The organism is Epilithonimonas sp. 33E (assembly GCF_059372615.1).
The window spans coordinates 3,193,818-3,219,159 of the sequence record NZ_CM182009.1; the positions used below are offsets into that span (position 1 = coordinate 3,193,818).

25 protein-coding genes are annotated in these 25,342 nt (G+C 35.2%); 13 read left to right on the forward strand and 12 right to left on the reverse strand.

From position 1 onward, the window contains the following. Positions 1 to 20: 20 nt before the first annotated feature. Positions 21 to 794 carry a ParA family protein gene (locus AC5P2S_RS14570; protein WP_283416939.1) on the reverse strand — a complete coding sequence of 258 codons (774 nt, stop codon included), beginning with the start codon at positions 792 to 794 and terminating at the stop codon, positions 21 to 23. 188 nt (positions 795 to 982) lie between these two features. After that, entirely contained in the window at positions 983 to 1,813 is an 831-nt protein-coding gene (locus AC5P2S_RS14575) for an energy transducer TonB (protein ID WP_494555392.1), read from the reverse strand. Between the two features lie 183 nt (positions 1,814 to 1,996). Between AC5P2S_RS14575 and AC5P2S_RS14580 the strand changes: the two genes are divergently transcribed. Beyond that, positions 1,997 to 3,328, forward strand: a complete 1,332-nt coding sequence (locus AC5P2S_RS14580) for a PDZ domain-containing protein (protein ID WP_494555393.1) — start codon at positions 1,997 to 1,999, stop codon at positions 3,326 to 3,328. 27 nt (positions 3,329 to 3,355) lie between these two features. Next, a complete protein-coding gene (locus tag AC5P2S_RS14585) occupies positions 3,356 to 3,871 on the forward strand; it encodes a hypothetical protein (protein ID WP_494555394.1) in 516 nt (171 codons plus the stop codon). Here AC5P2S_RS14585 and AC5P2S_RS14590 read toward each other — a convergent pair whose 3' ends face one another. The 3 genes from AC5P2S_RS14590 to AC5P2S_RS14600 are packed head-to-tail and all read right to left on the reverse strand — an operon-like array spanning position 3,872 to position 5,851. Next, positions 3,872 to 4,702 (reverse strand): glycosyltransferase family 2 protein, encoded by an 831-nt coding sequence (locus tag AC5P2S_RS14590; protein WP_494555395.1) that lies wholly within the window; start codon positions 4,700 to 4,702, stop codon positions 3,872 to 3,874. It lies immediately after the preceding gene. Further along, the gene (gene recR, locus AC5P2S_RS14595; protein ID WP_494555396.1) at positions 4,702 to 5,313 is read right to left on the reverse strand and encodes a recombination mediator RecR; all 612 of its coding nucleotides are present in this window, start codon (positions 5,311 to 5,313) and stop codon (positions 4,702 to 4,704) included. Before recR ends, AC5P2S_RS14590 begins: the two co-directional genes overlap by 1 nt. Positions 5,314 to 5,356: 43 nt before the next feature. Beyond that, entirely contained in the window at positions 5,357 to 5,851 is a 495-nt protein-coding gene (locus tag AC5P2S_RS14600) for a dihydrofolate reductase (protein ID WP_494555397.1), read from the reverse strand. Positions 5,852 to 5,990: 139 nt separating this feature from the next. Between AC5P2S_RS14600 and AC5P2S_RS14605 the strand changes: the two genes are divergently transcribed. Then, positions 5,991 to 7,013, forward strand: coding sequence for a glutaminyl-peptide cyclotransferase (locus tag AC5P2S_RS14605; protein WP_494555398.1), 1,023 nt, complete (start codon positions 5,991 to 5,993; stop codon positions 7,011 to 7,013). Between the two features lie 54 nt (positions 7,014 to 7,067). On the opposite strand, the gene AC5P2S_RS14610 is transcribed toward AC5P2S_RS14605, so the two are convergent. The 6 genes from AC5P2S_RS14610 to tsf form a co-directional block, all read right to left on the reverse strand. Next, positions 7,068 to 7,511, reverse strand: coding sequence for a DUF6759 domain-containing protein (locus AC5P2S_RS14610; RefSeq protein WP_494555399.1), 444 nt, complete (start codon positions 7,509 to 7,511; stop codon positions 7,068 to 7,070). After that, a complete protein-coding gene (gene trmB, locus AC5P2S_RS14615; protein ID WP_494555400.1) occupies positions 7,504 to 8,184 on the reverse strand; it encodes a tRNA (guanosine(46)-N7)-methyltransferase TrmB in 681 nt (226 codons plus the stop codon). The genes AC5P2S_RS14610 and trmB overlap by 8 nt, the downstream gene beginning before the upstream one ends. A 102-nt stretch (positions 8,185 to 8,286) precedes the next feature. Next, on the reverse strand, positions 8,287 to 9,090 hold the full coding sequence (locus AC5P2S_RS14620; protein WP_283416929.1) for a hypothetical protein: 804 nt from the start codon (positions 9,088 to 9,090) through the stop codon (positions 8,287 to 8,289). A gap of 148 nt (positions 9,091 to 9,238) precedes the next feature. Beyond that, positions 9,239 to 13,537 (reverse strand): FIDD domain-containing protein, encoded by a 4,299-nt coding sequence (locus AC5P2S_RS14625; protein ID WP_494555401.1) that lies wholly within the window; start codon positions 13,535 to 13,537, stop codon positions 9,239 to 9,241. 59 nt (positions 13,538 to 13,596) lie between these two features. Then, positions 13,597 to 15,948 carry a choice-of-anchor L domain-containing protein gene (locus tag AC5P2S_RS14630; protein ID WP_494555402.1) on the reverse strand — a complete coding sequence of 784 codons (2,352 nt, stop codon included), beginning with the start codon at positions 15,946 to 15,948 and terminating at the stop codon, positions 13,597 to 13,599. 100 nt (positions 15,949 to 16,048) lie between these two features. Beyond that, entirely contained in the window at positions 16,049 to 16,876 is an 828-nt protein-coding gene (gene tsf / locus AC5P2S_RS14635; protein ID WP_283416926.1) for a translation elongation factor Ts, read from the reverse strand. A gap of 237 nt (positions 16,877 to 17,113) precedes the next feature. On the opposite strand from tsf, the gene AC5P2S_RS14640 reads away from it, so the two are divergent. From AC5P2S_RS14640 to AC5P2S_RS14685, 10 genes are all read left to right on the forward strand, one after another. Then, positions 17,114 to 17,677: a DUF6759 domain-containing protein gene (locus AC5P2S_RS14640; protein ID WP_494555403.1), complete on the forward strand. Its 564-nt coding sequence runs from the start codon at positions 17,114 to 17,116 to the stop codon at positions 17,675 to 17,677. A gap of 20 nt (positions 17,678 to 17,697) precedes the next feature. Beyond that, positions 17,698 to 18,456, forward strand: a complete 759-nt coding sequence (locus AC5P2S_RS14645; RefSeq protein WP_494555404.1) for a hypothetical protein — start codon at positions 17,698 to 17,700, stop codon at positions 18,454 to 18,456. 74 nt (positions 18,457 to 18,530) lie between these two features. After that, positions 18,531 to 19,145: a deoxynucleoside kinase gene (locus AC5P2S_RS14650; RefSeq protein WP_283416923.1), complete on the forward strand. Its 615-nt coding sequence runs from the start codon at positions 18,531 to 18,533 to the stop codon at positions 19,143 to 19,145. A 72-nt stretch (positions 19,146 to 19,217) separates the two neighbouring features. Further along, complete coding sequence (locus AC5P2S_RS14655) at positions 19,218 to 19,568, forward strand: arsenate reductase family protein (protein WP_494555405.1); 351 nt, start codon at positions 19,218 to 19,220, stop codon at positions 19,566 to 19,568. Between the two features lie 154 nt (positions 19,569 to 19,722). Next, on the forward strand, positions 19,723 to 19,971 hold the full coding sequence (gene rpmB / locus AC5P2S_RS14660) for a 50S ribosomal protein L28 (protein WP_120212588.1): 249 nt from the start codon (positions 19,723 to 19,725) through the stop codon (positions 19,969 to 19,971). Next, complete coding sequence (rpmG, locus tag AC5P2S_RS14665; RefSeq protein WP_027384735.1) at positions 19,971 to 20,153, forward strand: 50S ribosomal protein L33; 183 nt, start codon at positions 19,971 to 19,973, stop codon at positions 20,151 to 20,153. Before rpmB ends, rpmG begins: the two co-directional genes overlap by 1 nt. Before the next feature lie 19 nt (positions 20,154 to 20,172). Next, the gene (locus AC5P2S_RS14670; protein ID WP_120212587.1) at positions 20,173 to 20,328 is read left to right on the forward strand and encodes a DUF4295 domain-containing protein; all 156 of its coding nucleotides are present in this window, start codon (positions 20,173 to 20,175) and stop codon (positions 20,326 to 20,328) included. A gap of 109 nt (positions 20,329 to 20,437) precedes the next feature. Next, positions 20,438 to 21,391, forward strand: coding sequence for a signal recognition particle-docking protein FtsY (gene ftsY, locus AC5P2S_RS14675; RefSeq protein ID WP_494555406.1), 954 nt, complete (start codon positions 20,438 to 20,440; stop codon positions 21,389 to 21,391). Positions 21,392 to 21,429: 38 nt separating this feature from the next. After that, on the forward strand, positions 21,430 to 21,681 hold the full coding sequence (locus AC5P2S_RS14680; RefSeq protein WP_494555407.1) for a GlsB/YeaQ/YmgE family stress response membrane protein: 252 nt from the start codon (positions 21,430 to 21,432) through the stop codon (positions 21,679 to 21,681). 107 nt (positions 21,682 to 21,788) lie between these two features. After that, on the forward strand, positions 21,789 to 24,686 hold the full coding sequence (locus AC5P2S_RS14685; RefSeq protein WP_494555408.1) for a reprolysin-like metallopeptidase: 2,898 nt from the start codon (positions 21,789 to 21,791) through the stop codon (positions 24,684 to 24,686). A gap of 71 nt (positions 24,687 to 24,757) precedes the next feature. On the opposite strand, the gene coaE is transcribed toward AC5P2S_RS14685, so the two are convergent. After that, positions 24,758 to 25,339 carry a dephospho-CoA kinase gene (gene coaE / locus AC5P2S_RS14690; protein ID WP_494557038.1) on the reverse strand — a complete coding sequence of 194 codons (582 nt, stop codon included), beginning with the start codon at positions 25,337 to 25,339 and terminating at the stop codon, positions 24,758 to 24,760. Positions 25,340 to 25,342 lie beyond the last annotated feature (3 nt).

The following is a 25,342-nucleotide window of genomic DNA, read 5'->3' on the forward strand; positions in this document are numbered from 1 at the left end:
AAACTTATCTCAAGATCATTTTAATTTTTAACTAATTTTTCGTTCTTCAGCAGTACTTCTTCCGCTAACTGAATATATTGAATAGCGCCTTTGCTTTCCGCATCATATTTCAGGATACTTTCTCCAAAACTTGGTGCTTCGCTTAAACGCACATTTCTGCTGATAATGGTTTCAAAAACCATCTCCGGAAAATGAGAATTAACTTCCTCCACGACCTGATTGGATAATCTTAAACGGCTGTCATACATCGTCAATAATAAGCCTTCTATATCCAAATCCTGATTGTGGATTTTCTGAACATTTTTAATTGTATTCAACAATTTACCTAATCCTTCCAAAGCAAAATATTCGCACTGGATCGGAATTATCACAGAATCTGCTGCTGTTAAAGCATTAATTGTAATCAAACCCAAACTCGGCGCACAATCGATAATGATATAATCATATTGATCTTTAATCGATTTTAATGCTTCGCGCATCATGTACTCGCGATTATCACGATCAACCAATTCTATCTCTGCTGCTACCAAATCTATATGGGAAGGAATAATGTCAACATTGGGAGAACTCGTTGGCAAAATACATTTTGTAGCTTCTGCACTATGTTCCAATAAATTATATGTAGAAAAATTAACTTCTTCCACACCCAAACCTGAAGTTGCATTGGCCTGTGGATCAGCATCTATCAAAAGGACTCTTTTTTCCAAAACACCCAAAGCTGATGCAAGATTAACAGCAGTTGTTGTTTTACCAACTCCACCTTTCTGATTTGCAACGCCTATAATTTTTCCCATAAACAATAATTTAATCATCAAAAATACAATTTTTTACCACTTAGAATGTTTTGAAAAACACACGCAGTCGTTAAAGCGTTGTTAATTAACGAGTTGACAAATAAAAAAATTATCCACATTTCGCTAAAAAATGTGGATAATTATAAAACTCTGATTAATTTGATATCAATATAGCATTGATAATCAATCTATTCGATTCTCATAGAAATTGGCATTCTGAAAGAAGATCTGACAGCTTTACCATTCAATTGAGCTGGCGTCCATTTTGTTTTTATAGATTTTATGGTTCTTTCTGCTTCATTATTAAAATCAGCGTTTTGTCCCGTAACTTTAATATTTGTAATACTTCCGTCTCTTTCCACTACAAAAGTAATAATACCGGAAACCATTCCTGAATGATCCACTGATTCCGTATCAAAGTTCTGAGACACTTTTTGGCGGAAAGCATTGATTCCACCTTTGAAATCCGCGGCAACATCTACTTCAGATCCAGTTCTTATTTTGTCAGGATCTTCGGCCGGCGCAACCGGCGCTATAGTCGGTTTATAAGCATTTGCCGGAGGCCCTGCTTGAATTGGCGGCGCAACAGGAAGCGTAGTTTCTACTCCTGGAGATGTGGTGGAACTAACAGCAGCATTTTTTTTGTCTTCTTCTGTAGGTACAGGTTTATCATTTTTCACTACTCTTACTGGTGTATAGTTTGTAGATTCCACAGTTTTAACTTTTGGAGGAATAGCTCTAGATTGTTGAATTACAGGCGGCTCATAAATATCAACCGGTGTTAAATCAAATACTGGAGGGCAAGCATGTATAATTTCTGAGTCATTATTTGATATTGCGGAAACAATTAAAGGAATCACTGATAATGACCCAAAAAAAGCAACTCCTACAAGTAATGCTTTTGTTAATTGATTAGAATACTCGTTTCTAAGAACATAAGCGCCATAAGCTTTATTTCTATTTGCAAATACAACTTCGTCCAAGTGATCTTTCCCAAATGCATGTAATAGATTTTTCATAACAATAAAATAAATTTTAATTAAACGATTGATAACAATTTTAACAATTGAATGAAAACACATCAAATAACATTCCATTTTATCAATCAAAAACCAAACAAATAATGAAATACATAAATTTTATTCAAAACAAGAATTAAAATTATTATACTTGTATCTTAAAATTATAATTAATTTGATGCAATGAAATTCAAATTGTTTATTTGCTTGTTTTGGTGTTTCTGGATTGGTGCTCAAGAAGGCTTTGTATTGGAAAATACCGAAAAGACTGTTATAAAATTCAAGTTGATTAATAACTTAATTTTCATTCCGATGAATGTTAATGGTGTTGAACTGAATTTTATGCTGGATTCCGGAATATCAGAAACATTACTGTTCAGCCTTGAAAACAAAGAGGTTGATTTTAAAAACATTGAGAAAATCACTTTCAAGGGTTTAGGTGAAACAGTAAGTGTTGAAGCTCTGAAATCAATCAAAAACAATATCAAAATCGGAGAACATTTTGTGGACAGATCCCACACCGTTTTCATTGTGCTGGATGAAGATTTTAATATTTCTCAAGATATCGGAATTCCTGTGAATGGAATTATCGGTTATTATTTTTTCAAAAACCATCCTATTGAAATCAATTATAATAAAAAAACAATTACAGTCTATAAAGACAATTCTAAATTTCCGAAACGTATCAAAAAGTATTCTGATTTCCCAATGAGTGTGGAACTCAACAAACCTTACATGTATGCGGATGTGGAAATGAAACACGAGAAACAAAGTTCAAAATTGCTTCTTGATCTTGGAAATACAGATTCGGTCTGGCTTTTCCCTGTTCTTATAAAGGATTTTGTCTATAACCGTCCTAATATTGATGATTTCCTTGGTAGAGGTTTTAGTGGTGATATTTTTGGAAAAAGAAGTAGAATCAATTCCCTGTCGATTGGCAACTTCCAGCTTAATAAACCAATTGCAGCAATGCCGGATGAGTTTTCTATCCAACATCTTAATATTGTTAAGGACAGAAAAGGCTCTATCGGATCGGAAATCCTTCGGCGGTTTTCTGTCATTTTCGATTATCCCGGCAAGAAAGTTTACTTCAAACCTAACCAACACCTGGACGATCCTTTTCTGATTGACGGAAGCGGACTGGAAATAAAACAGGATGGACTAATCTGGGAACAAGAGCAGGTGAAAGTGGAAACCGCGAAAAAAAATTCTGCAGGAAATGAAATCAATGTCCTGGATAACAGTGATAAATTTCAATATAAATTTTCTTTGAAGCCGATTTTTGTCGTTTCCGGAACCAGAAAAGATTCACCGGCGCAGAAAGCAGGAATATTGAAAAACGACCAGATTGTTACGATTGATAATAAAGCTGCTAAAGAAATGACAATGAGCAAGATCCATTCGATCCTGAAAACCGATACCAGCAGAAAAATAAAGCTGGAAGTCAAAAGAAACAATCTCCCGATCAAAGTTGAATTTGTGTTAGAAGACCCAATTCCTTACATAGAGGAATAATTATTGAAACAAAATTTCAAAAAAACTATGAACGAGACACTAAACAACATAAGAAACAGACCAAGGTTTAAGCTTTACACCAATCTTTCTCCTGATGAATATGAAGCGAATCTGAGAAAATATCTTGATGAAAACCGGGATAGATTCTATGGCAATATCAACCGGGAAGTAGCAACCATTTTTGTAAAAACTGAAGATGAAAATTATTGGAAACCGAATCTTGCGCTTAGAATCGAAAAAGAAGATGACATAACCGTTATCAGAGGTATTTTTGGGCCAAGTTCTGCTGTATGGACTTTTTTTATGTTTCTTTATTTTCTTTTTACAGTAGCCTGGATGACATTTTTTACACTTTATTATGTCGAGAAGCAAATCAAATCCAATAATTATCCGTGGGCGCTGCCTTGCTCATTTGGTGTATTAGTTTTTATTGCGTTGACATATGCAGCCGCAAGATTTGGACAACTGAAAGGGAAAGAAGAAATGAATGAATTAAGAAAATTTGCAGAAGAATCTACTTTTCCTATTGAGAAAGAATACTAATTATTTTATTTTACGGCTTTCTAAAGAATGCTTTAATTTTAGTCCGATTTTCATTAACAGATATTGAAAAGGCTTCTGTCGTTTGTAATACTTTCCAATGAAAATATTCATTGCCCCAAAAAATCGATCAAGATATACTTTATCTTTAACGGTACTTTCGCCTTTGTAATGGAGGAGCGAATATTTCCCATAATAGAAATTCTTATAACCTTTTCTCAAAATAGTATAACAAAGATCTATGTCCTCGCCGTACATGAAGTATCTTTCGTCAAAACCACCAACCTCTTCATAAACCGATCTTTTCAGCAGAAGATTAGCGCCTGTCATGATTTCTACTTCCGCTATTCCAAACTCATCAACATCGTTTCTGTAATATGTTTTTGAATTGTTGTTGAAAGTCGTGAATAATTTTTCGAAGGAATTAATCAAAGCAGGAACCGACCTTTTACTTTCCGGCAAGAACTCACCTTTCAGGTTATGCATTCTAAGACCGAGAGCGCCAAATTTTTCCTGGTTATCAGCAAAGTCTAGAATTTCCTGGAAATAATCCCCTTCAATTTCAGTATCGGGATTAAGTATGTAAACGTATTCTCCTTTAGCCGATTTTACACCAATGTTATTAGCCTTTGAGAAACCATAATTCTTGTCAAGTGCCAAGAAATTAACCTCCGGAAATTCAGAAATCAATGATTTCCAAGTAGAATCCGGAGAATTATTATCTACAACAATAATCTCATATTCAAAACCCTGAAAATATTTTTTAATCGAAAGGATACAGTTTCTCAACAGATCCTTCACTTGATAATGAACAATGATGACACTTACTTTCATTAGCCGGCTTCGTTATAAGCAATCCTGTTGGTAATAGATCTTCCCAAAGAGATTTCATCCGCATACTCCAGCTCATCGCCAACTGCAATCCCTCTGGCAATACTTGAAAACATCACCTGAGAACCCTTAAATTTTTTATAAATATAATAAGCTGTTGTATCGCCTTCCATAGTTGCACTAAGCGCAAAAATCAATTCCTTTACAACACCTTCGTTCAGTTTTTTTTCTATACTTCCTATTCTTAGCTGGCTTGGGCCAATCCCTTCTATTGGAGAAATCTTACCGCCTAAAACCAGATATTTCCCTTTGTATTTTCCCGTATTTTCTATCGCCATAACATCTCTTACATCTTCTACAACGCAAAGTAATTCATCGTTTCTTTTTTCGTCGCTACAAATATCACAAATATCAGAATCTGAAAAATTGTGGCATTCCTTACAATATTTGATATCTGTGACCAAGTTTTGTATTGATGTTCCCAAAGAAATCCCTTGTGAAGCTGGCTGACGAAGCAAATGCAACGCCAGACGAAGCGCAGATTTTTTCCCGATTCCGGGCAAACCTGCAATTTCTTCAACGGCTTTTGATAAAACTTTGCTTGGATAGTCCATTATAAGAAAACAGATTCAAATCAGAAGAATCTGAATAGAAAATTTAGTCTTTATTAATTCTTTTATAAGTCTGAAAACAGAAATCATGATCATTCTTATCGTCTTTGGAATGGCATTCTTCATCCGTTTTCTGCCAAGTTTCCGAGTCGATCTGTGGAAAAAAAGTATCGGCTTCAAAATCTCCGTTAACCCTGGTAATTTCCAATCGGTCCGCAAGCTCTATGGTTTGCCCGTAAATATCCCCGCCTCCTATTATAAAAATATCTTCATCAATTTTTTTAGCAAATTTGACTGCCTCTTTCAATGTGGATACAATTAAGATATTTTCCTCAAACCAGTTTTCTTTTCTGCTGACAACAATATTCGTACGGTTTGGCAACGCCTTGCCAATGCTCTCATAGGTTTTCCTTCCCATCACAACAGGGTGATGTTCTGTAAGAGTTTTGAAACGTTTGAGATCTTTTGAAAGATGCCAAATAAGCCGGTTATCTTTCCCCAAAGCATTATTATTTCCTATTGCTGCAATTATCGTAATCATATCTCTACAAATCTAAGATTTTTATGCTTAAATTAAGAAATATTTATGAATTTTTAGTTTTTATATTTTCGTATTTTTGAACATTCCTATTTACTAATAATTTTATTCCTTAAATAAGAATAGATAATATCATACATTAATGAAAAAAATTTTCTTAGCATCTTCTCTTGCTCTTTTGGTATTGGCAAGCTGCAACAAAGACAAAGAAATCCTTAATACCCTGAATGATTATAACATCAATCAGCAAAATAAAGGTTATCATTTTGGAGATAAGCTAAAACTACCTCAGGACGTTTTGGATTATGCCGAAGCCGTTACCATTACTTATAATGATAAGGAAACCAGCAATCTGGCAATAGACCCAAACATTTTTTCATTGGGTGAAAATGATGTGACATTCAACATCAAGACAAAAGGTGGTGAAGTTCTAACTCAGGATGCAACCATTAATGTTTTTGCCAAAGTAAAACCCCGAGAGATCTCATACGAAGTTGTCAATCAATATCCACATGATCCTAAGAATTTTGTCCAGGGTTTTCAACTGGATGGAAATACAATTTATGAATCCGATGGACAACATGGTGAATCCAGAATCCTTAAATATAATCTAGGCTCTACAACACCCATTGCAAGTACATCTCAACCCCAGGAAATTTTTTCTGAAGGAAGCGCGATTGTTGGAGATAAAATATACCAACTAACCTGGCAAAACAAGAAAGGATTTATTTACGATAAAAGTTCTTTAAAGCTATTAAGCGAATTTGCTTATCCTGCTGAAATTGCAGAAGGCTGGGGACTAACTTATGACGGAACAAACCTGATCTTATCCGACGGAACAAAAAACATATACTTCCTGGATCCTGCAAATCCTTCCAAGGTTGTAAGAACAATTGCTGTTGCGAGCAATACAACAGGTTATGATCAGCTCAATGAGCTGGAATATCACAATGGCGCTATCTATGCGAATGTCTGGCAGAAACCAATTATCCTTAAAATCAATCCTGTTAATGGAGAAGTAACAGGAATTTTGGACTTAACCAATATTGCAAAACAAAATACAACAGGAAACGATGATGTCCTGAATGGCATAGCCTTCAAAGGTGAAAATATGTTAATAACCGGCAAAAACTGGAGTAGAATCTATGAATTAATTATTAAGTAATTCCACAAAAAAACAATAAAAGCTTCAAAAATCTTGAAGCTTTTATTATTTTGACTATTGTTGAGGATTCTCAAAATTCTTCACAATAGAATGTTTTATACTCAGTTCAGTATTTTGATAAAGTGTTTTGTTCGCTTTATAAAAACTATTACAAACCTGAGATTTCATCTCATATTCGCCCTGCTCTACAACAATACTTTCTGTTTTCTTTGCACCAACTGGCAAAATGTAATGGTTATTTCCAGAGATGTCCATAGTAAAATCACAGTCTGACTCGTTACTGATAATCAAAACCATGCTTTTGTTAGAAGCATCGGTATTGAATAACTGATTAAGCAGCGAAACGGCCTTTTCCTCGAGAGTTAACTTAGCCTTGATCGGATCGGATTCAAGTATTACATTAGAATTCTTTCCGATGAATATTGGCGATATCACATTATTTGTAGCACAGCTTGTTAAAAGACAACAACCTAATAAAAGTAAAAATAATTTATTCATCCTTCAGCCTGAATTTGATATACGTAATTGTTTTTCCCTTGGAAGAGAACAAGTCTTCATAGTAAGTTCTGATGGCTTTCAGCAAAGGCGTATCAGGCTGATATTCTTCCGCACCATAGATATCATGATGAGAAGTAAGAATCTGGTGGCCAAGACCTTGTAATATTCCTAAAGTGTAGCCGTGCAAAAACTCGGAGTCGGTTTTGAGATGGATTATTCCATCCTTTTTGAGAATGTGTTTGTATTTGTCTAGAAATTCCGGATTGGTAAGCCTATGCTTTGTTCTTCTGTATTTGATCTGAGGATCCGGAAAAGTGATCCAGATTTCGGAAACTTCGTTTTCAGCGAACAGGCTTTCTATCAGTTCTATCTGAGTCCTTACAAAAGCAACATTTTTCAGCCTGTAATGAATTGCTTCTTTGGCGCCAAACCAGAATCTTGCACCTTTGATATCTATCCCGATAAAATTTTTCTGTGGGAAAGCTTTTGCCAAACCAACGGAATATTCTCCTTTTCCGCAGCCTAGTTCTAAAACAATTGGATTATCATTTCCAAAAAACTCAGCCCATTTTCCTTTATGCTTGAAATCATTGATTGCCTCTTCCCGAGTGGGTTGAATTACGTTAGGTAACTTTTTATTTTCCTCGAATCTGGCAATTTTGTTTTTCCCCATTATTTTAAATTTCTACACGTATAAAAACCGTTATAAAAATAAACATTTCCAGATAATTTCAAAAAAATATTTAATAATATTTGAATTTTTTACAAAAAAACATTATTCTTTTTTGATATTGTCTGTAATCTGCATCAGATGAGAGTTTTGGAGTCTTTTGAGATAAATCGGAAGATACTTTTCTATATAAACTTTGGTCGCTTCATAATTATTCGACTCCAAAAATATCGAAATGTTATCCGAACTGTAAATAAACTGTAAGAAGTTAGGAATCAATTCCTTTGGCACTTTGAGCTTTATGAAATAATCATCTCCAAAATAATCCTGAAGATTTTTTATGCCCTGACTCATTTTTTCATATTTATAATAGCGCTCTTTCTTTTTCTTTTCTCCGGAAATGAGATCAAAAATACTGTCAATGCTAAAACTAAGACCCTGATTGAATGACAAAACAGGAAGCTCGGGAGAAGTTCCATCACCTTTCGGTTCGGGCAAACCAATCATTTTTCTAAGCTCAAAAGCTTTCTCGGAAGACTTAAGCATAGATACATCCTTTCGCAGATTACCTGTCGGTCGGAAGGAACTTATGATCACTTCCTGGATCTCGTAATAAGCAATCTGGAGTTCGACAAAATTTTTACTGAGATTGAGCATCTGCTCTGTTACAGTGATATCTTTTCTTTCTGTTGCAATAGATGTAAACCTTATAATATCTCCTTCTTTTGCCTGTATTCTAAACTCTCCGTTATAATTGGCCAGAACACTTTTATGTGCATTAAGATTGGTAACATACATCTGATTAAGATAAAGACTTGACTTATCTCTGATGTAAATCTCACCGTTAAAGAATTGCCCGTAAACGGATGCCAGGCAAAAAAGCAAAGCAATAGTAAAAATCTTCCTCATAATAATTGGGCAAATTTATAGAGAATTAGAACTAATAGCATTACAAAAAAAAACCGATAAGGTTAAAATTTTATTAAACTTTATCGGCTTTTTGTTAAGTAATTAGAATTAAAATCTTTTTTATAAAATAATTGTTAAAATATCAACTTTAATCAGAATTTCTGTTCTTCAGAAGGATCCAACCAGTATATTTTACAGGAGGTGATTTTTCAAAATCTTTCCATTCCATAATATACCAATAGCTGGAAGTTGATAATACTTTACCTCCTAGTTTTCCATCCCAGGTATAATTATTATTTGAATCTCCTTCAAAAAGTTTTTTGCCCGATCTATCAAAAATCTGGAATTTCACATCAATTTTATATTTAAGGAGCGACATGTCCAAAACATCATTGACTCCATCTCCGTTAGGTGTTATTAGGTTATAAATTTTGATAACTGAAAATTCTTTTTCTACCGGGTCACAATTATCAGCAGAAATAACATAAGCGGTGTGTAAGCCCGGAGACAGATCCGTAAAAGTATTCGAATCCTGATAAACTCCATTATCAATTGCATATCTGTATGGTTTTGTACCACCACTTGCGGTAATTTTCACTGTGCTGCCATTGATTTCTATTCCGTCTATCACTGGTAGTTCAGCTGCTTTGATTTCGAAGTTTTGTTTATAAGGACAATCATTCGGGTAATTTCCGGTGAGGATTACAAAATATTTCCCGACAGGAAGATCCGTTGCAATGTAGCCCGTTCTGATCACTGTGGACGGATCACTTTCATCATACCAGTCATAAGATTGAAATTCTGACGCGGACAAAGCGGCTTTAACATTTGTTTTATCATTAGGACAGATGGTTTTATCTAAAGGCAAATCAGATTTTTTCGGAACTTTGATTTTTATTGTTAGCTCTCCCAAGATCGGACAAGCTGCCCCTGTTATATCGTAGAATCTTATATGTAAAAGCTGTTGACTGTTAACATCAATTTCTGTGATATTGTTAGCGGATTCAATTTTTGCATCAGATTCCTTCACGTAAAATTTGCCCGAGACATTAGGATCTGAGGTAAAAAGTTTAATATAATCATTCAGATTAATGACTTTGAACTTCCCATCCAAATCATCATCGCAGACCTCTATTGTTTCTTTTACAGAAGACAATACGATTTTGTTTCCTATTTTAAAATCTATAAAACCTCTGGTCTCCGAACAATAAGCAGAAACAGCTTTTACATAAACTCTAGTATCTGCACCGTAAGAAAAATTATCACCGGTGATAAGCTGCGTATAAGCTGCGTCTCTGTAATATTCCATTTTGATATCCGGGTGCGGATTTTGCAAAATAACCGGTGTCACCTGAGTAGAGAATTTCACATCAATTTGACCTTTCAGTTGATTATCACATAATGTAGCATTGAGTTTTGAGATGTCAAGAATGGCTTTTGGAGAGCCGATGATTTCAAAGTTTTGTTTGTACTCACAGCCATTTGGCGATGTCAGGATTACATAATATTTTCCAGGACCAAGATTTACTTTTTGAGTGGATGGAATCACCTGCGAAGGGTCACTTATACTGAACCAATCAAAAGAATTGTGAGCCGTTCCGGCATTGATTTCCGTAGTAGCACTTTCACAGATGGTTTTTGTTGGTTGTATGGTGGTGCTTGCAAAGCCTCCATCAATTAGATTGAAATTGACTGTAGCAACATCCGAACAAAATGATGCATTTTTCAATACATAATAGAATGTTGAAACAGTTCCTCTAATAACAGTCTGAGATGCGGACACAGAATTATTACCTTCGAGTGCATCTGGCATAGACAGATAATAGTTAGAGGTCAATCCTGACTGGGATGTAAGTTTGGTTAAATAATCTGCAAGATTAATGTTTTCAGTATTATCAAAACTTTTGTCACAGACATCCTGATTCAGAATTTTTGTTAAAAGCGGAATTTTGTTTCCTATCTTCAACGTTATTTCTTTTACAGTGGCACAACCTGCAGAAGATTCTACTCTAATCCAGATTTTATTTGATGTCTCAGTAAAAATATAATCTCCCGGGATAAAATCTGTTCCGCCAGCTTGAGCTTTGACTAAAGAATCATAATAATGGATTGTAAAAGATGCCGGAGTAGCTAAGACAGAAGTTGTAATATTGTTTGGATTAACAATATAATTGCCATCAATTTTGGTATCATCCTCATCACAATGAACTTTTGTATAGAGATTTTCCTGAACTATAGGATTGAGATTTACCTTCAGTTCAATTTTCTGTATGGCAATACAAGATTTACCATTTATCATTCTCACGAAAACATTTTCTCCGGAAGACGGATAGTTGGCAAAATTATTAATCCTGTCTGAAGCTGTTTGATTTTGTGCGCCGAGTTGGGATTTATAAAAAACTTTAGAGACTGTAGTATCCGCTGTAACATTAGCGTCACGAAGATCAAATGTAGTGGATGTAGAAGTGGAACATTTTGCAAAAACAGTATCATTGCCAACAATTTGATCGACCTGAACTGTAGCTTGAGCGACTTCACAATCCGGAATAGCATTGACACCACAGTAAGAATACTTGAAAGTATCGATGCCGCTAAAACCGGCATTAGCTGTGTATAGAATTGTTCCATCTGCCTGTGGTACAGCCGTTCCATTTTTAGGTGGTGTATCTATTTTCAATGTTGCCGGATTATAAGTTTGTGTACTTAAACTCATTGAAGGCTTAACAGTAACAGATTTACAAGTTTCATAATCGGAATTAGTATAGGTTGTGCAATTGAAAAACTTGAATTCTTGAGTCGCAACTTTCGCACAAGAACCCTGTTTAAGTCTCGCACGGTAGATACCTGCCTGAGCAGGATAATATATAAACTCATTATTACTATAGGGTAACGATGTTGCCGGATTAATTCCAGGTTTTACAGGAGCGTTTACGAAAGCCCCCGTGTTATCCTTTATTTCCCATTGATACATGTCAAATCCTTCGGTGATTTCCAGTTTCACTTCTACAGTACCGGAAAGACAGTCTCCTTGTGTTTTTACAATAGCTGGAATGAAAGAAAAACCTGCGAAATATCCCCCATATCCTACAGCATCATCTCCTGCAGAAATTCCTGCTGTAACTGCACTTGATGAAAAAACAGCTATATTTCCCGTGATACCTGGATATGAGTAAGTTACCCAATTGCTAGAACCTGTTACATTAAAAGGTCCGTTGGCGGAAGTCAGCGATAATGAAACTCCATTTCTCTTGACTTCTATGGTAGCACCTTTCTCTGTAATAATATTCAGTTTTGTGGGGATATCCAATATCCCGCCTGGATTTCCATTACTTACGACATAATTCTCTTGAATAAAGCCAATTTCATCTATTTTTTTAGGAAGATAACAGCTTAATGGTGGAATATAGTTGAATCCTCCGGTTGCTAGTTCAGAACTGTTTGAATCGCCGGCCAGAAGTTGATACACATAAGCATTTTTAGTTGTTTTGATGTGCATATTATAATGTCCGGAACCTTGAGAGATGTAAGCGTTATTTGGAGTCACATAATAACCACCGGCATTAATGGTTGCTGCCGGCGTACCGGATCCGTTCAAATAGATCTGAGTGTTATCTTCATCAGCAACAATAATCGCTTTTTCCATACCGTTGCTCGGATTACCGTTGCCTTTCATCAGAATAAATTCTTGCCCCAGTTTATCTATAGGCACACCCTGATCCATCAGGATATCAGAACTTTGAGTAGAATTTGTTGCATATTGCCCATTAAAGTTTCCGTTAGTAATTGAAACTGGTTTATCAGAAACAATTTTTGCTCCTATAAATCCGGTCCAGTTTTGGGTATTATTACCTCTTCCATCAATAATATAAGATTGTCCTTTGTTAAGAGTAAAAGTAAATTGAGTTCTGGAAATACCATCAGAAAAACCAAGAGTGGGGGCAAAGCTATTAATGGTAACAGATGTATTATCTTCTGTTGCCATAACACTTGTCATAAAATTCAGAATACTATTATTGGCTGAAATAGGAGCCATTACAGCTCGAAAACTGGTTCCTATTCCCGATGTTCCTTTTGATGTTAAAATCTCACCATGATTTAATACAGAAAAACGTAAGCTTGAATAGAAAGGTTTTTCACCTTTTAGATAGAGTCCCTTTGTGCTCGGTTTAAATAAATCAACATTACTATTAGCAATTATATAGCTGCGGGCAACATCAAACTTACCCGGGTTATTTTTACTAATAGTTACTGTTCCAATGACTGTATTATTATTGTAGACATCAACATTGAATGGAGTTGTCTCATTGGTTGATAAATAAAGTGTCTGATATTGATATTGATTTGCTGTTCTGTCAATCATCGGAGCAAACCAATGTTCTCTATCCAGTTGCGCTAAAATTTTTGCGGAAAAAATAAAAATAAAAACAAAAAATAAAATTTTCTTCATTGTAATAGCCTTCAATATATTACAAATGTAGAAAAAAGGATTTTATTGTAATGTTAACATTAATTTCTATTCTTCAGCAGAATCCAACCAGTAATCTGAACTCGTTTTGGATTCCCGGTTTCATTCCATTCCAGAATATACCAGTATGATGATGTCGATAATACCCTGCTGTTGAGTTTACCATTCCAGATGAACTGGTTATTTACATCACCTTTGAAAACCAGATTACCATAACGATCATAAACTTCGAATCTTGGATCGGATTTTGTCAAAAGATCGGAGTAGTCAATAAAATCATTGACACCGTCATCGTTTGGTGTGATGACATTTTTCACACCAATGATTGTAAAGCTCTGAACTGCAGTTCCGCAAGCATCACGCACGGTAACTATGTGTTGTCCCCTAGGAACATTTTCATAAACATTGCTTGTCTGATAAGGCTGTCCATCCAGACTATACTGATAAGGCGGAATTCCGTTTGCTGCGAAAACAGTGACTTTATTACCTTCTATCAAAGCATTATTAATAACTAAATCTTGTGGTTCTGATATTTTGACAAACTGTTGGTAAGTACAACCATTGGATGTCAACTTCACCCAATAATCGCCAGCTTTTTGATTCTTGATTTTATTAACACTGGTTCCTTGTTCTCCATTGCTCCATTCATAATAATCAAAAGCAGGTTCTACTTCCAAATCAGTTGTTGTACTTTTACAGATGATTGTGTCTTTAAGAATACTTGATTTTTTCGGCTGTTTGAATCTTAATTTGAATGAAGAATAATTATCACAAAAATTGCCTGCCTTACTGATTCTTATATAAAATGTCTTTTCGGCTTGCGTCGGGCTTAGGGTTTGCGATTTGCTGATTGATGGCTTATCTGCTTTGAGCTCCGAAATCTTTTCATAGAATTTGACATCGGCTGGATTGAGCGTTTCGGTCGTCATCAGACCAATATAGTCATCCAGATTCACGGTTTTGCTTCCTTTCAGTTCATTATCGCAGACATCAAAGACCGGAATGGTAGCAGGAGCCGGCTGCTGAGGATAGTTCATCTGGAGTTGAGAACCGTGATAGAATCTTAAAGTATAAGCATCCGGTGTACAGCTAAATGCACCAACTTTTACCGTAATATCCTGAGGATTCTGTGTAAATTCAAAATTATTATCGGGATTAATTTGTATTCCGGCCTGTGTATAATATTCAACTTTGAAATTCCCGCTAAAATTGGTGACAATCTGATTCGTAAACTTAGATAATTTTTCTATATATCTTCCATCAAAATCATCATCACAAATCATTATCGGAGATGTGTCAATGATTGCAACCGGCGCTTTTTCTATTTTTACCTGCCCTTGTAATCGACAGCCACTTCCCAACTTAATACTGACACTAAAATTTCCTTCATCATTTAATACATCATAATACGATTGTGTTATAGGTACACTTAACGGAAGACCATCTTTAAACCAATGATACTCTGCAAGAGGATCGTTAATTGAAGGGGTTGGTTGTATCCTGTAAGGTATATTTTCACAAAGTGGATCCGCATTATCAAGAGTAAGATCATTTCCTATATTTACATTACCGGTAAAACTACCCGATTTCAGGAAAACAGCGGAATCATAAAGGCCACTTGAATCTCCATGATCAGCAATCACTAATTTTATATGATATTTTACTCCTTTTTGAATATTTGCAATTGCTTTTAAAACCTTAGTTTGTCCGTTAAAATTAGTTGGAGTATTTACACCATTAAAACCACCAAAATATTCAATATTTCTTTCACATAATGTTGCTCCATTAATCGATAAAGAAGTTACGGGAGTGCTGGTTCCTGGAACCAATGCAATATTCTGATAAGGATTAGTCGTATTGGCTTCTTTAATTAAGAATGCAAAAGCATCCGAATAACGACAATTTGTATTTCGGTATTCTTCAGATAAAAACATGTAATCAAAGCTGATTTTATCACTTTGTAGTGAAACAAAATCAAATTCTAAGGATGTAGCATTCAGAATATTATCAGTCGGCAAACCGGATTGTTGTAAAACATCAATAAGGTCATTATCCCCGCCCCAGCCGGAGACAAATTCGCTTTGAAGATTATTATTCGGCCCGGATGCTTTGGATACCCGTCCCGTAGAAAGAATAATACCTTCATCTATTTCAAAGTTACTTGATCCTTTATCAAAATAACCATAGCTAAGATCTGTACCTCCAAAAAGTTCTCCTGTGGCGGACACATTGGAAACAGTAATACAACTTGCATTTTGAGCACCAATAAATTTGTCAACTAAATCCTGAGCTGTATAAGTTATATTGGTATTTATATATTGTGCTTTTGTGTAATTTGTAACAGCCACACAAAAAAAAGAAATAAGAGAGAATAAAAATCTATATGTTCTCATTTAACATAACAAAATGGGGTACAAATTTACTCCGAAAATCCCAAACAAAAAATCCTGCCATAAAATATAGCAGGATTTTAACTTTTTATTATTTCAAATCTTAAGAAAGAGCAACTCTTACGAATCCTGTAACTTTAAGATCTGCGTTTACAGATTTTACATAGTCAGCAACTGATACACTAGGATCTTTGATAAAATCTTGGTGTACCAAAGTGTTGTCTTTGTAGAATCTCTGCATTTTACCTTTCAGGATATTGTCGATAATGTTTGCAGGCTTACCTTCTTCAGTTAATTTATGTCTTTCGATTTCCAATTCTTTATCGATAGTTTCCTGAGAAACCGCATTCTCATCAAGAGCAATTGGGTTCATCGCGGCAACCTGCATAGAAACAGCTTTTGCAGCCTCTTCAGCACCTTCAGCCTTAGCAGAAAGAGAAGTAATTGCAGCAATCTTGTTTCCAGCGTGGATATAAGCACCTAAGAAAGCTCCCTGAATGCTTTCAAAAGCCCCAATCTCGATTTTTTCTCCGATAACACCTGTTTGTTGGATCAATTTCTCAGCAACAGTTTGCCCGTGGAAATCAGAAGCAAGAAACTCTTCTTTGTTAGAATAGTTGATCGCCTGTTCAGCCAATTCATAAGCTAATTCTACGAAAGCTTCATTCTTAGCAACAAAGTCAGTCTCACAATTCAAAGAGATTACAGCACCTAAAGTATTGTCCTCATTTACTCTAGCGATAACAGCACCTTCAGAAGATTCTCTGTCAGCTCTGTTAGCAGCAACTTTTTGTCCTTTTTTTCTAAGGATATCAATTGCTTTTTCGAAATCTCCTTCAGCTTCGGTTAAAGCTTTTTTGCAGTCCATCATTCCTGCACCTGTTGTGTTTCTTAGTTTTGCTACGTCTGCAGCTACTGGTGTATAAGACATAATATTGATTATTTTTTATTTAATTGTTGATTCCTCCTTCATGATTTTCAGCGTGCAAATATAGTGATTTTTATAAAAATAATTATCAATAAGAAACAATCTTAATAAAAATAGAATATTGTTATAATATTATCAGATTATGTGAAAAATCGAATTAATTTTTAATTTAAATTTCACACAACATTACAAGATTTGGTTTATTTTTACGTTTCAATTAAAAACAGATCCCCATTTATAATGAAGAAGATATTTTTACTTTCATTTTTTTTAGTTTCTATAAGTATATTTTCACAAGTCAACGTTTTTGAAGCCAAAAGATCTACAGACAGAGCGGTTATAGAAAAATTTATCCGAGACAATCCCAATCACCCCGCTGTTCCGGAACTGAAGCAAAGAATTCTGTCTCTTAAATATGGCGGAAACGCTCAAGTTGCAAAACCGACCGTAACTCCTATGACAGAAAATAAAATTGAAAAAACCTCAAAGATAGGAACAACAGCGGCAAAAGGTGAACCCTCTGAACAGGCAAAAAATACGGCAGCAGTTCTTACAAGTCTTTTCAACAATGATCCTAACAAAAAAGAAGCTATTGTCCAATTTGTCAACAAATCCAAATGTGTGCTTGTTATCAAAATCAGTGGGAAAAAATTCTATAACCTTACTGTTCCTGCCAACGGACAAAATTATATTTTGGTTGACAAAGGAAGCTATAATGTTTCTACTTCTATTTGCGATGCAACTTATAACCAGAATAAAGCCTTCACAAAAGATCTTATCATTACACTGAATGGTGCAAAATAATTAACTTATAAAATATCTTATTGAAATTATTATCCCTCATATTAATATTAACTTCAGTTCTCACTTTTTCTCAAAAAAAAATCGGACTGGATTCTTTGCAGATGAGAGATATCCAGGAAGTTTTGGGTGACGATTACGGCAATATCTATTTATATAAGAAAGATTTCAGCCTGACAAAATATGACTCGGTTGGGATTCAACTCGGGAAAGTAATGATGACTTTTCCTTACAAAATCCAAAGCGTGACCAATCCTCTCAACATTGTCATGTTTTCTGAAAATGCCCAGGAAATTAAATTCCTGGATCAAAATCTGAACGAGATACAGAAAATCAATCTAAGTTCAAATTTTGGTTTCATAAGAGCTGTGTATGCGGAAGACTTACAATTTGCATGGCTATTGGACGATAGTAACAAAACACTTATTCAATACAACTTCAGAAGCAATTCTGTCATTAATTCTTTTCCATTCAACATCAACCTTCAGTCGTTAAAGGACTTCCTTGTCTATAATAATAAGATTTATATTCTTCGTGAAAATGCTTTTGAAGTTTATAATACAAAAGCCACATTATTATTTTCGGAAGGTATTAATAATGCCAGAAAACTAAGCCGGAACAATGATGATATTCTAATATTCGGAAACCAAAGCATCACAAGATTTGACGGCAAAACCATTACTGAAATTTTCCAAAATCAAAATGCAAAAATTGTGGATAAAAATAACTCCGGATTTTTGGCACTCATAAAAGACAAACTTTATCTTTACAACCTTAAATAATTAATAATTGATCTTTGATAAATCATTGTAACTTTATCATCGATTTCACTCATCATTTATCAATAATTAGAATAATGCATATTGCTGTTACAGGAAATATAGGTGCCGGAAAAACAACCCTTACAACAATGCTGTCAAAGCATTACGGTTGGGAAGCACAGTTTGAAGATGTAGATCACAATCCTTATTTGGATGATTTTTATGGCGATATGTCAAAATGGAGTTTTGCACTTCAGATCTACTTCTTAGGAAGCAGATTCCGTCAGGTAAAAGAGATCCGTGAGAGTGGAAAAAATGTAATTCAGGACAGAACGATCTACGAAGACGCCCATATTTTTGCAGAGAATCTTGCAGAGATGAGCTTACTTTCTGAGCGTGATTTTAATAATTATTTATCCGTTTTCCAGCTGATGAAAGACTTTGTTTCGGCACCGGATTTGCTAATCTATCTCAGAGCAGATGTCCCGACTTTGGTAAGACAGATTTCCAAAAGAGGACGCGAATACGAAGCAGGAATCAGCATTGACTACCTGTCAAAACTGAATAACAAATATCAAAACTGGATAGAAAATTACAAGGAAGGAAAACTTCTTATAATAGATGTTGACAATCTGGATTTTGTAGAAAAACAAGAAGACTTCGGTTATATCTTGGAAAGGATTGATGCAGAGTTGAATGGTTTGTTTTAAATTATTTGGCCGATAATTTTCTACAGCCATAGGAGATTATAACCGCCAAACTTTTTAACACCGCAACAACTTATGATCAAAGTAATTCATAATAATCAATGTCCCAAGTCCAAAGCTATTTTGGAATATCTGGACGAGAATGATATCAAATTTCAGATCATTGATATCAATAAAGATCCTTTGAGCTTATTTGAGTTGAGAACCTTATTTAAAAAACTCAACAAAAGACCAAGCAAGATTCTTAAAAAATCGACAGACCTTTTTAAAAAATATTTTTCTGAAAACGAAGTTGTAAATGAGGAAAAAGCGTTGGAAGTCATTGCTCATAATCCGGAATTGATACAATGTCCTATTCTTATAAAAGGTAAAATTGCAATGCCGGGAAACCCTATAGAAAATGTAAAATTCTTCATTGAGAATTAACACTCAACAACTTAGATAATCTTAGCGTGAAATATTAACAATCAATATTTCACGCTTTCTTTTTTAATAATTATTTTAAAATTATTTGCCTGAATGAAAAATAATCCGTTATTTTGCACTCTCAAATATTCATTAGTCAAAAGAACATCGAGATATGTCAAGAATTTGCCAAATAACAGGTAAGCGTGCAATGGTAGGAAACAATGTGTCCCACGCTAATAACAAAACGAAAAGACGTTTTGAAATTAATTTACTAGAGAAGAAGTTTTATCTTCCTGAGCAAGAAAAACATGTTACTCTAAGAGTATCTGCTCACGGATTAAGAGTAATCAATAAGATTGGTATAGAGGAAGCACTTGAAAGAGCTGCTAGAAACGGATTCATTAAAAACACTACTAAGTAATGGCTAAAAAAGGTAACAGAGTTCAGGTAATTCTAGAATGTACTGAGCACAAAGAAAGCGGAGTAGCAGGAATGTCAAGATACATTACTACAAAAAATAAAAAGAACACTACAGAAAGATTGGAGCTGAAAAAATTCAATCCGGTTCTTAAGAAATATACAGTTCACAAAGAAATTAAGTAATTTATAAAAATATTTTACAATGGCAAAGAAGGTAGTAGCAACACTTCAGGGTGGAGCTGGTTCAAAAAAAATGACGAAAGTAATCAAAATGGTTAAGTCTGATAAATCAGGGGCTTACGTTTTTGAAGAAAAAGTAATGAACGCTGACGAAGTTGACGGATATTTGAAAAAATAATCCCGCAATCGATACAATATAAAAACTACTCTTTCAGGGTAGTTTTTTTGTTTATCTTTGTTTCTGATAAAATCATTTAACGATTTATCTTTAATCATTTATACATCCAATGAGTTGGTTTAAAAAAATATTCAAAAAAGAAGATAAAGAGACACTTGATAAAGGTTTGGAAAAATCCAGTCAAGGTTTCTTTGATAAAATATCCAGAGCCGTTATCGGAAAAAACACAGTAGATGATGAAGTTCTTGATGATCTGGAAGAAGTACTAATTGCTTCTGATGTTGGCGCAGAAACAACGATCAAAATCATCAAAAGAATAGAAGATCGCGTTGCAAGAGACAAGTATGTTAATGTTACAGAATTGGATAATATTCTTCGTGAAGAGATTTCCGGACTTCTTTTAGAAAATCCTCATATTGATACAGATAATATTGATACCAGCAAAAAGCCTTATGTGATCATGGTAGTTGGCGTTAATGGTGTTGGAAAAACAACAACCATCGGAAAACTGGCTCATCAGTTCAAATCTCAGGGACTGAAAGTTGTTCTGGGAGCAGCGGATACTTTCCGTGCGGCAGCTGTGGATCAATTAGTCATCTGGAGCGAGAGAGTTGGCGTTCCAATCGTCAAACAAGGTATGGGCTCTGATCCAGCCTCGGTTGCATTTGACACAGTTCAATCTGCGGTTGCGCAGGATGCTGACGTTGTCATCATTGATACAGCTGGAAGATTGCATAACAAAGTGAATCTGATGAATGAGCTTTCTAAAATTAAACGAGTGATGCAAAAGGTTATTCCGGACGCACCTCACGAGGTTTTATTAGTTCTTGACGGTTCTACGGGGCAAAATGCATTTGAACAGGCCAAACAGTTTACAGCAGCAACCGAAGTTACCGCATTAGCCGTAACAAAATTGGACGGAACAGCAAAAGGAGGCGTCGTAATCGGCATCTCGGATCAGTTTCAAATTCCTGTTAAATATATAGGTGTAGGTGAAAAAATCGAAGATCTTCAGATTTTTAATGGTATGGAATTTGTAAATTCATTCTTCAGAAAAAGATAATATACTAAACCAAAATATTAACATTAAAAATTTAAACTATGGGTATTTTAACTTGGATTATTTTCGGACTTATTGCCGGAGCCATCGCAAAAGCTATCCATCCTGGGAAAGATCCCGGAGGATGGATTGTAACAATTATCATCGGAATTCTGGGAGCTATGCTTGGAGGCTGGCTTGGATCAATGCTTTTTGGTGTTGATGTGACAGGATTCAACTTTTCCAGTTTTTTGGTAGCAATCGGAGGATCTATTCTTTTATTATTTCTATATAGAATGGTTGCAAACAAATAAATATTTATTAATAATTCAAAAACACTTAAGCGTCGATATAATCGGCGCTTTTTTGTTACTAAATATTCAAAAAAAATCATATATTTGAAGAGAAAAATTAAAAAAGTATGAAGAAAATCTTTACTCCCCTTCTTTCTTGCGCGATGATAACCGGTGCTTTTGCACAGTGGTCACCCACATCTATGAAAGGAGAAAAACTTCGTGACACAAAAGTCACCAATTATTATTCTTTGGATCTTAATGGTATAAGATCGCAACTGGCAAATGCTCAGGAAACAGGAAAAAACAGCAAACCTGTCATTATTAATCTTCCAACTCTTGATGGTAAGATCGAAACATTTGCAGTTTATAGTTTACCTGTTGTTGAGAAATCTATGGCCGACAAATACCAGTTGGGATCTTACGCGGGTACTAAAGTCGGTGATCCAACGGTATACGTCAGATTTAGTGTATCTCCTTATGATCTACAGGCGATGATGTTCAGAAATGGACAATACGAATTCATCGAGCCTCAAAATAAAGATAAATCTGTCTATGGCGTTTTTCCAAAAAGCAATAAGCCAAGTGAAGGAAAAGCTTTTGAATGTAAAACATCGGAATCTTACCTGAGCAAAAAGCAATTGGATGCATTAGCCAATTCAACAGATTTTACTCACAGTGTAACAGAATTCAATAAAGCCAGTGATAAAAAATACAGAACTTACAGACTGGCAATCTCTGTAACAGGAGAATACACACAATATTTTGGAGGTGTGAGTCAGGCTGCTGCTGCCATCAATGCGACAATGACAAGAGTGAATGGTGTTTTTGAGAAGGATTTTGCAATTCATATGAATGTTCTTGATCTTCCTCAATTAATTTATACTGATCCTAACACAGATCCTTATTCACCGGCATCAACTGGTGCTGGTGGTGCCTGGAATCTTGAAGTACAAAAAACATTAACAAACGTTATTGGAAATGCCGCTTATGATATCGGACATCTTTTCGGAAGATCCGGAGGTGGTGGAAGTGCCGGTGATATTGGTAATGTTTGTCGAAATCCTTCTAATGCCAGTGATGATACTTCAAAAGGTTCCGGTTTTACATCTCCGGGAACAGGTGGCCCGGAAGGTGATAACTTCGATATAGATTATGTTGCCCACGAAATGGGACATCAGTTTGGTGCTGACCATACATTTTCGCATGCAATCCAGAGTTCGCCTTACAATACCGCGCATATGGAACCCGGCTCAGGATCTACCATTATGGGTTATGCGGGGATTACCAGTGCAGATGTTCAGCCACATTCCGATGCATATTTTCATGTAAGAAGTGTAGAGCAAGTTCAAACCTATGTTAATGGCCAGAATTGTGACGTCAGTACAGCTATTACAAACAATCCACCGGTAGTTGCAACATTGCCAAGCAAGACAATTCCTAAGGGAACGGCTTTTGTGTTAACGGCTTCTGCAACCGATGCGGAAAATGATCCTATTACATACACCTGGGAAGAGTATGACAGATCCACATCTGCCGTGACAACAGTTACCGGAAACAATACTGCAGGTCCTAAATTCAGATCTCTTACTGGTTCTGCATTGCCATATAGATTTTTCCCTAAATTAAGTAACGTTCTGAATGGCACTCTATCCAGCGCTACAGATTGGGAAGCTGTCTCTAATGTGGCAAGAACCATGAACTTCAGAGTCCTTGTAAGAGATAACAATGCAGATATCAAACAACAGCAGACACAGATTGGATCTCAAACAATCACAGTTGGAAATGATGGTCCTTTTAAAGTTACAAGCACAAAAGTCTACAATAATTCTCCGGCTGCATTCACTTGGGATGTTGTCAATACTAATGCTTCTCCTTACAATGTATCTGATGTCAAAATTGATTATACAAAAGATAACGGAGCAACATGGGCAGTGCTATCAGCATCAACTCCAAACGATGGTTCTGAAAATTTAAGTTTTACAGGAATCCCAACAAATTCTCAGATTATCGTAAGAGTTTCTGCAATTGACAATGTATTTTACGCAGTAGGAAAAATGACGGTTTCTGCAATGGTAAATTGTGATGGAACAGCTCCTGCCGGACTTACAGCTAATAATATAACTCAAACAGGCGCAAAAATAGATTGGGATGCTGTTGCCAATGCAACTTACATTTTAAGATATAAAAAAACTGCTGATGCCAATTGGACAGAAGTTAATAATCTTACCACAAATACTTATACCATTTCGGGATTAACACTTAACACACCTTATAATGTAACAGTTGCTACAATCTGTAGCGGAAATGTTGGAACCTATGCTACAACAGACTTCACAACAAAAGGTATAGAATATTGTACTGCCGGAGCAACAAGCACCAGCTTTGAGAAAATTTCAAATGTGACATTTGCCAACATTACCAATAACTCTACTTCCACAGCAGGTTATGAAGATTTCACATCTGTGACCGGGAATGTAACTGCAGGTCAAGCTTATAGTTTTTCTGCTACATTTACAGGGACTTCTTACGATGCCGATCAGGTTCTGGTATGGATAGACCTTAATCAGGATGGTGATTTTGAAGATGCAGGCGAATTAGTATTAACAACGGCTAAGAAAAAATCACCTTGGACAGGTAATATTACAATTCCTGCCAATGCTTTATCAGGAAAAACAAGAATGAGAATTCGTTTACATGATTCGTCGTTAACACCAAATTCTACACCTTGTGGAACTTCCAGCTATGGACAAGTAGAAGATTATAGTTTAAATATTGGACAATTAGCTGTTGCAGATGTTAAGAAAAACAACATCAGTGTTTATCCAAATCCTGCAACGGACATCATTAACATCTCTAATGTTTCTTCCAAAACTACATATGAAATCTATTCTGTAGGTGGACAATTGGTAAATCAAGGAACAACTGACGGAAAAGTAAATGTTTCTAAATTGACAAAAGGTGTTTACATCTTAACTGTAGAATCTAACGGAGAGAAATCTCAAACTAAATTCATCAAGAATTAACACATTTAAACCTCAATAAAAAATCCCCGAATCTTGGATTCGGGGATTTTGTTTTTATAAAGTAAATATTTTTATTCAAGTTCTTCAATAAAAGCTTCTGTTGCTATCCGTAAACTTTCAAAATCAGAATTATTATAAATGATGTAATCCGCTAATTTACATTTCTCTTTTTCCGGCATTTGCTTTTGAATGATAGCTTCTACCTCACGATAGGTTTTGCCATCTCTGTCCATCGTTCTTTTGATTCTGAGATTATCATCTGCAGTAATCAGAAGGGATTTGTAACATTGTTGATTTAGTTTAAGTTCAAAAAGAAGCGCTGTTTCTTTGAAAACATATTCAGAATTCTGAGCTTCGACCCAATTTTCAAAATCGATTCTTACAGCCGGATGAATCAGATGATTTAATTGTTCCAAAAGTTCAGAATTATTAAAGACTTTTTCAGCAACATACTTTCTGTTATAAACACCATCAATATAAGCCTCAATACCTAAAAGCTCGATGATTTTCTCTTTTAAAGCCGAATCTTTATTAACTATATTTTTCGCCTCATCGTCCGAATAATAAACAGGAAAACCTTTTTCCTCCAATAATTTCGCGACTGATGTTTTTCCGGAACCAATTCCGCCTGTTAATCCAATAATCTTGGGTATGGG

Coding starts and splice junctions, on each gene's coding strand:
- AC5P2S_RS14570 (WP_283416939.1), bottom strand. CDS start 794: ATGGGAAAAATTATAGGCGTTGCAAATCAGAAAGGTGGAGTTGGTAAA.
- AC5P2S_RS14575 (WP_494555392.1), bottom strand. CDS start 1,813: ATGAAAAATCTATTACATGCATTTGGGAAAGATCACTTGGACGAAGTT.
- AC5P2S_RS14580 (WP_494555393.1), top strand. CDS start 1,997: ATGAAATTCAAATTGTTTATTTGCTTGTTTTGGTGTTTCTGGATTGGT.
- AC5P2S_RS14585 (WP_494555394.1), top strand. CDS start 3,356: ATGAACGAGACACTAAACAACATAAGAAACAGACCAAGGTTTAAGCTT.
- AC5P2S_RS14590 (WP_494555395.1), bottom strand. CDS start 4,702: ATGAAAGTAAGTGTCATCATTGTTCATTATCAAGTGAAGGATCTGTTG.
- recR (WP_494555396.1), bottom strand. CDS start 5,313: ATGGACTATCCAAGCAAAGTTTTATCAAAAGCCGTTGAAGAAATTGCA.
- AC5P2S_RS14600 (WP_494555397.1), bottom strand. CDS start 5,851: ATGATTACGATAATTGCAGCAATAGGAAATAATAATGCTTTGGGGAAA.
- AC5P2S_RS14605 (WP_494555398.1), top strand. CDS start 5,991: ATGAAAAAAATTTTCTTAGCATCTTCTCTTGCTCTTTTGGTATTGGCA.
- AC5P2S_RS14610 (WP_494555399.1), bottom strand. CDS start 7,511: ATGAATAAATTATTTTTACTTTTATTAGGTTGTTGTCTTTTAACAAGC.
- trmB (WP_494555400.1), bottom strand. CDS start 8,184: ATGGGGAAAAACAAAATTGCCAGATTCGAGGAAAATAAAAAGTTACCT.
- AC5P2S_RS14620 (WP_283416929.1), bottom strand. CDS start 9,090: ATGAGGAAGATTTTTACTATTGCTTTGCTTTTTTGCCTGGCATCCGTT.
- AC5P2S_RS14625 (WP_494555401.1), bottom strand. CDS start 13,537: ATGAAGAAAATTTTATTTTTTGTTTTTATTTTTATTTTTTCCGCAAAA.
- AC5P2S_RS14630 (WP_494555402.1), bottom strand. CDS start 15,948: ATGAGAACATATAGATTTTTATTCTCTCTTATTTCTTTTTTTTGTGTG.
- tsf (WP_283416926.1), bottom strand. CDS start 16,876: ATGTCTTATACACCAGTAGCTGCAGACGTAGCAAAACTAAGAAACACA.
- AC5P2S_RS14640 (WP_494555403.1), top strand. CDS start 17,114: ATGAAGAAGATATTTTTACTTTCATTTTTTTTAGTTTCTATAAGTATA.
- AC5P2S_RS14650 (WP_283416923.1), top strand. CDS start 18,531: ATGCATATTGCTGTTACAGGAAATATAGGTGCCGGAAAAACAACCCTT.
- AC5P2S_RS14655 (WP_494555405.1), top strand. CDS start 19,218: ATGATCAAAGTAATTCATAATAATCAATGTCCCAAGTCCAAAGCTATT.
- rpmB (WP_120212588.1), top strand. CDS start 19,723: ATGTCAAGAATTTGCCAAATAACAGGTAAGCGTGCAATGGTAGGAAAC.
- rpmG (WP_027384735.1), top strand. CDS start 19,971: ATGGCTAAAAAAGGTAACAGAGTTCAGGTAATTCTAGAATGTACTGAG.
- AC5P2S_RS14670 (WP_120212587.1), top strand. CDS start 20,173: ATGGCAAAGAAGGTAGTAGCAACACTTCAGGGTGGAGCTGGTTCAAAA.
- ftsY (WP_494555406.1), top strand. CDS start 20,438: ATGAGTTGGTTTAAAAAAATATTCAAAAAAGAAGATAAAGAGACACTT.
- AC5P2S_RS14680 (WP_494555407.1), top strand. CDS start 21,430: ATGGGTATTTTAACTTGGATTATTTTCGGACTTATTGCCGGAGCCATC.
- AC5P2S_RS14685 (WP_494555408.1), top strand. CDS start 21,789: ATGAAGAAAATCTTTACTCCCCTTCTTTCTTGCGCGATGATAACCGGT.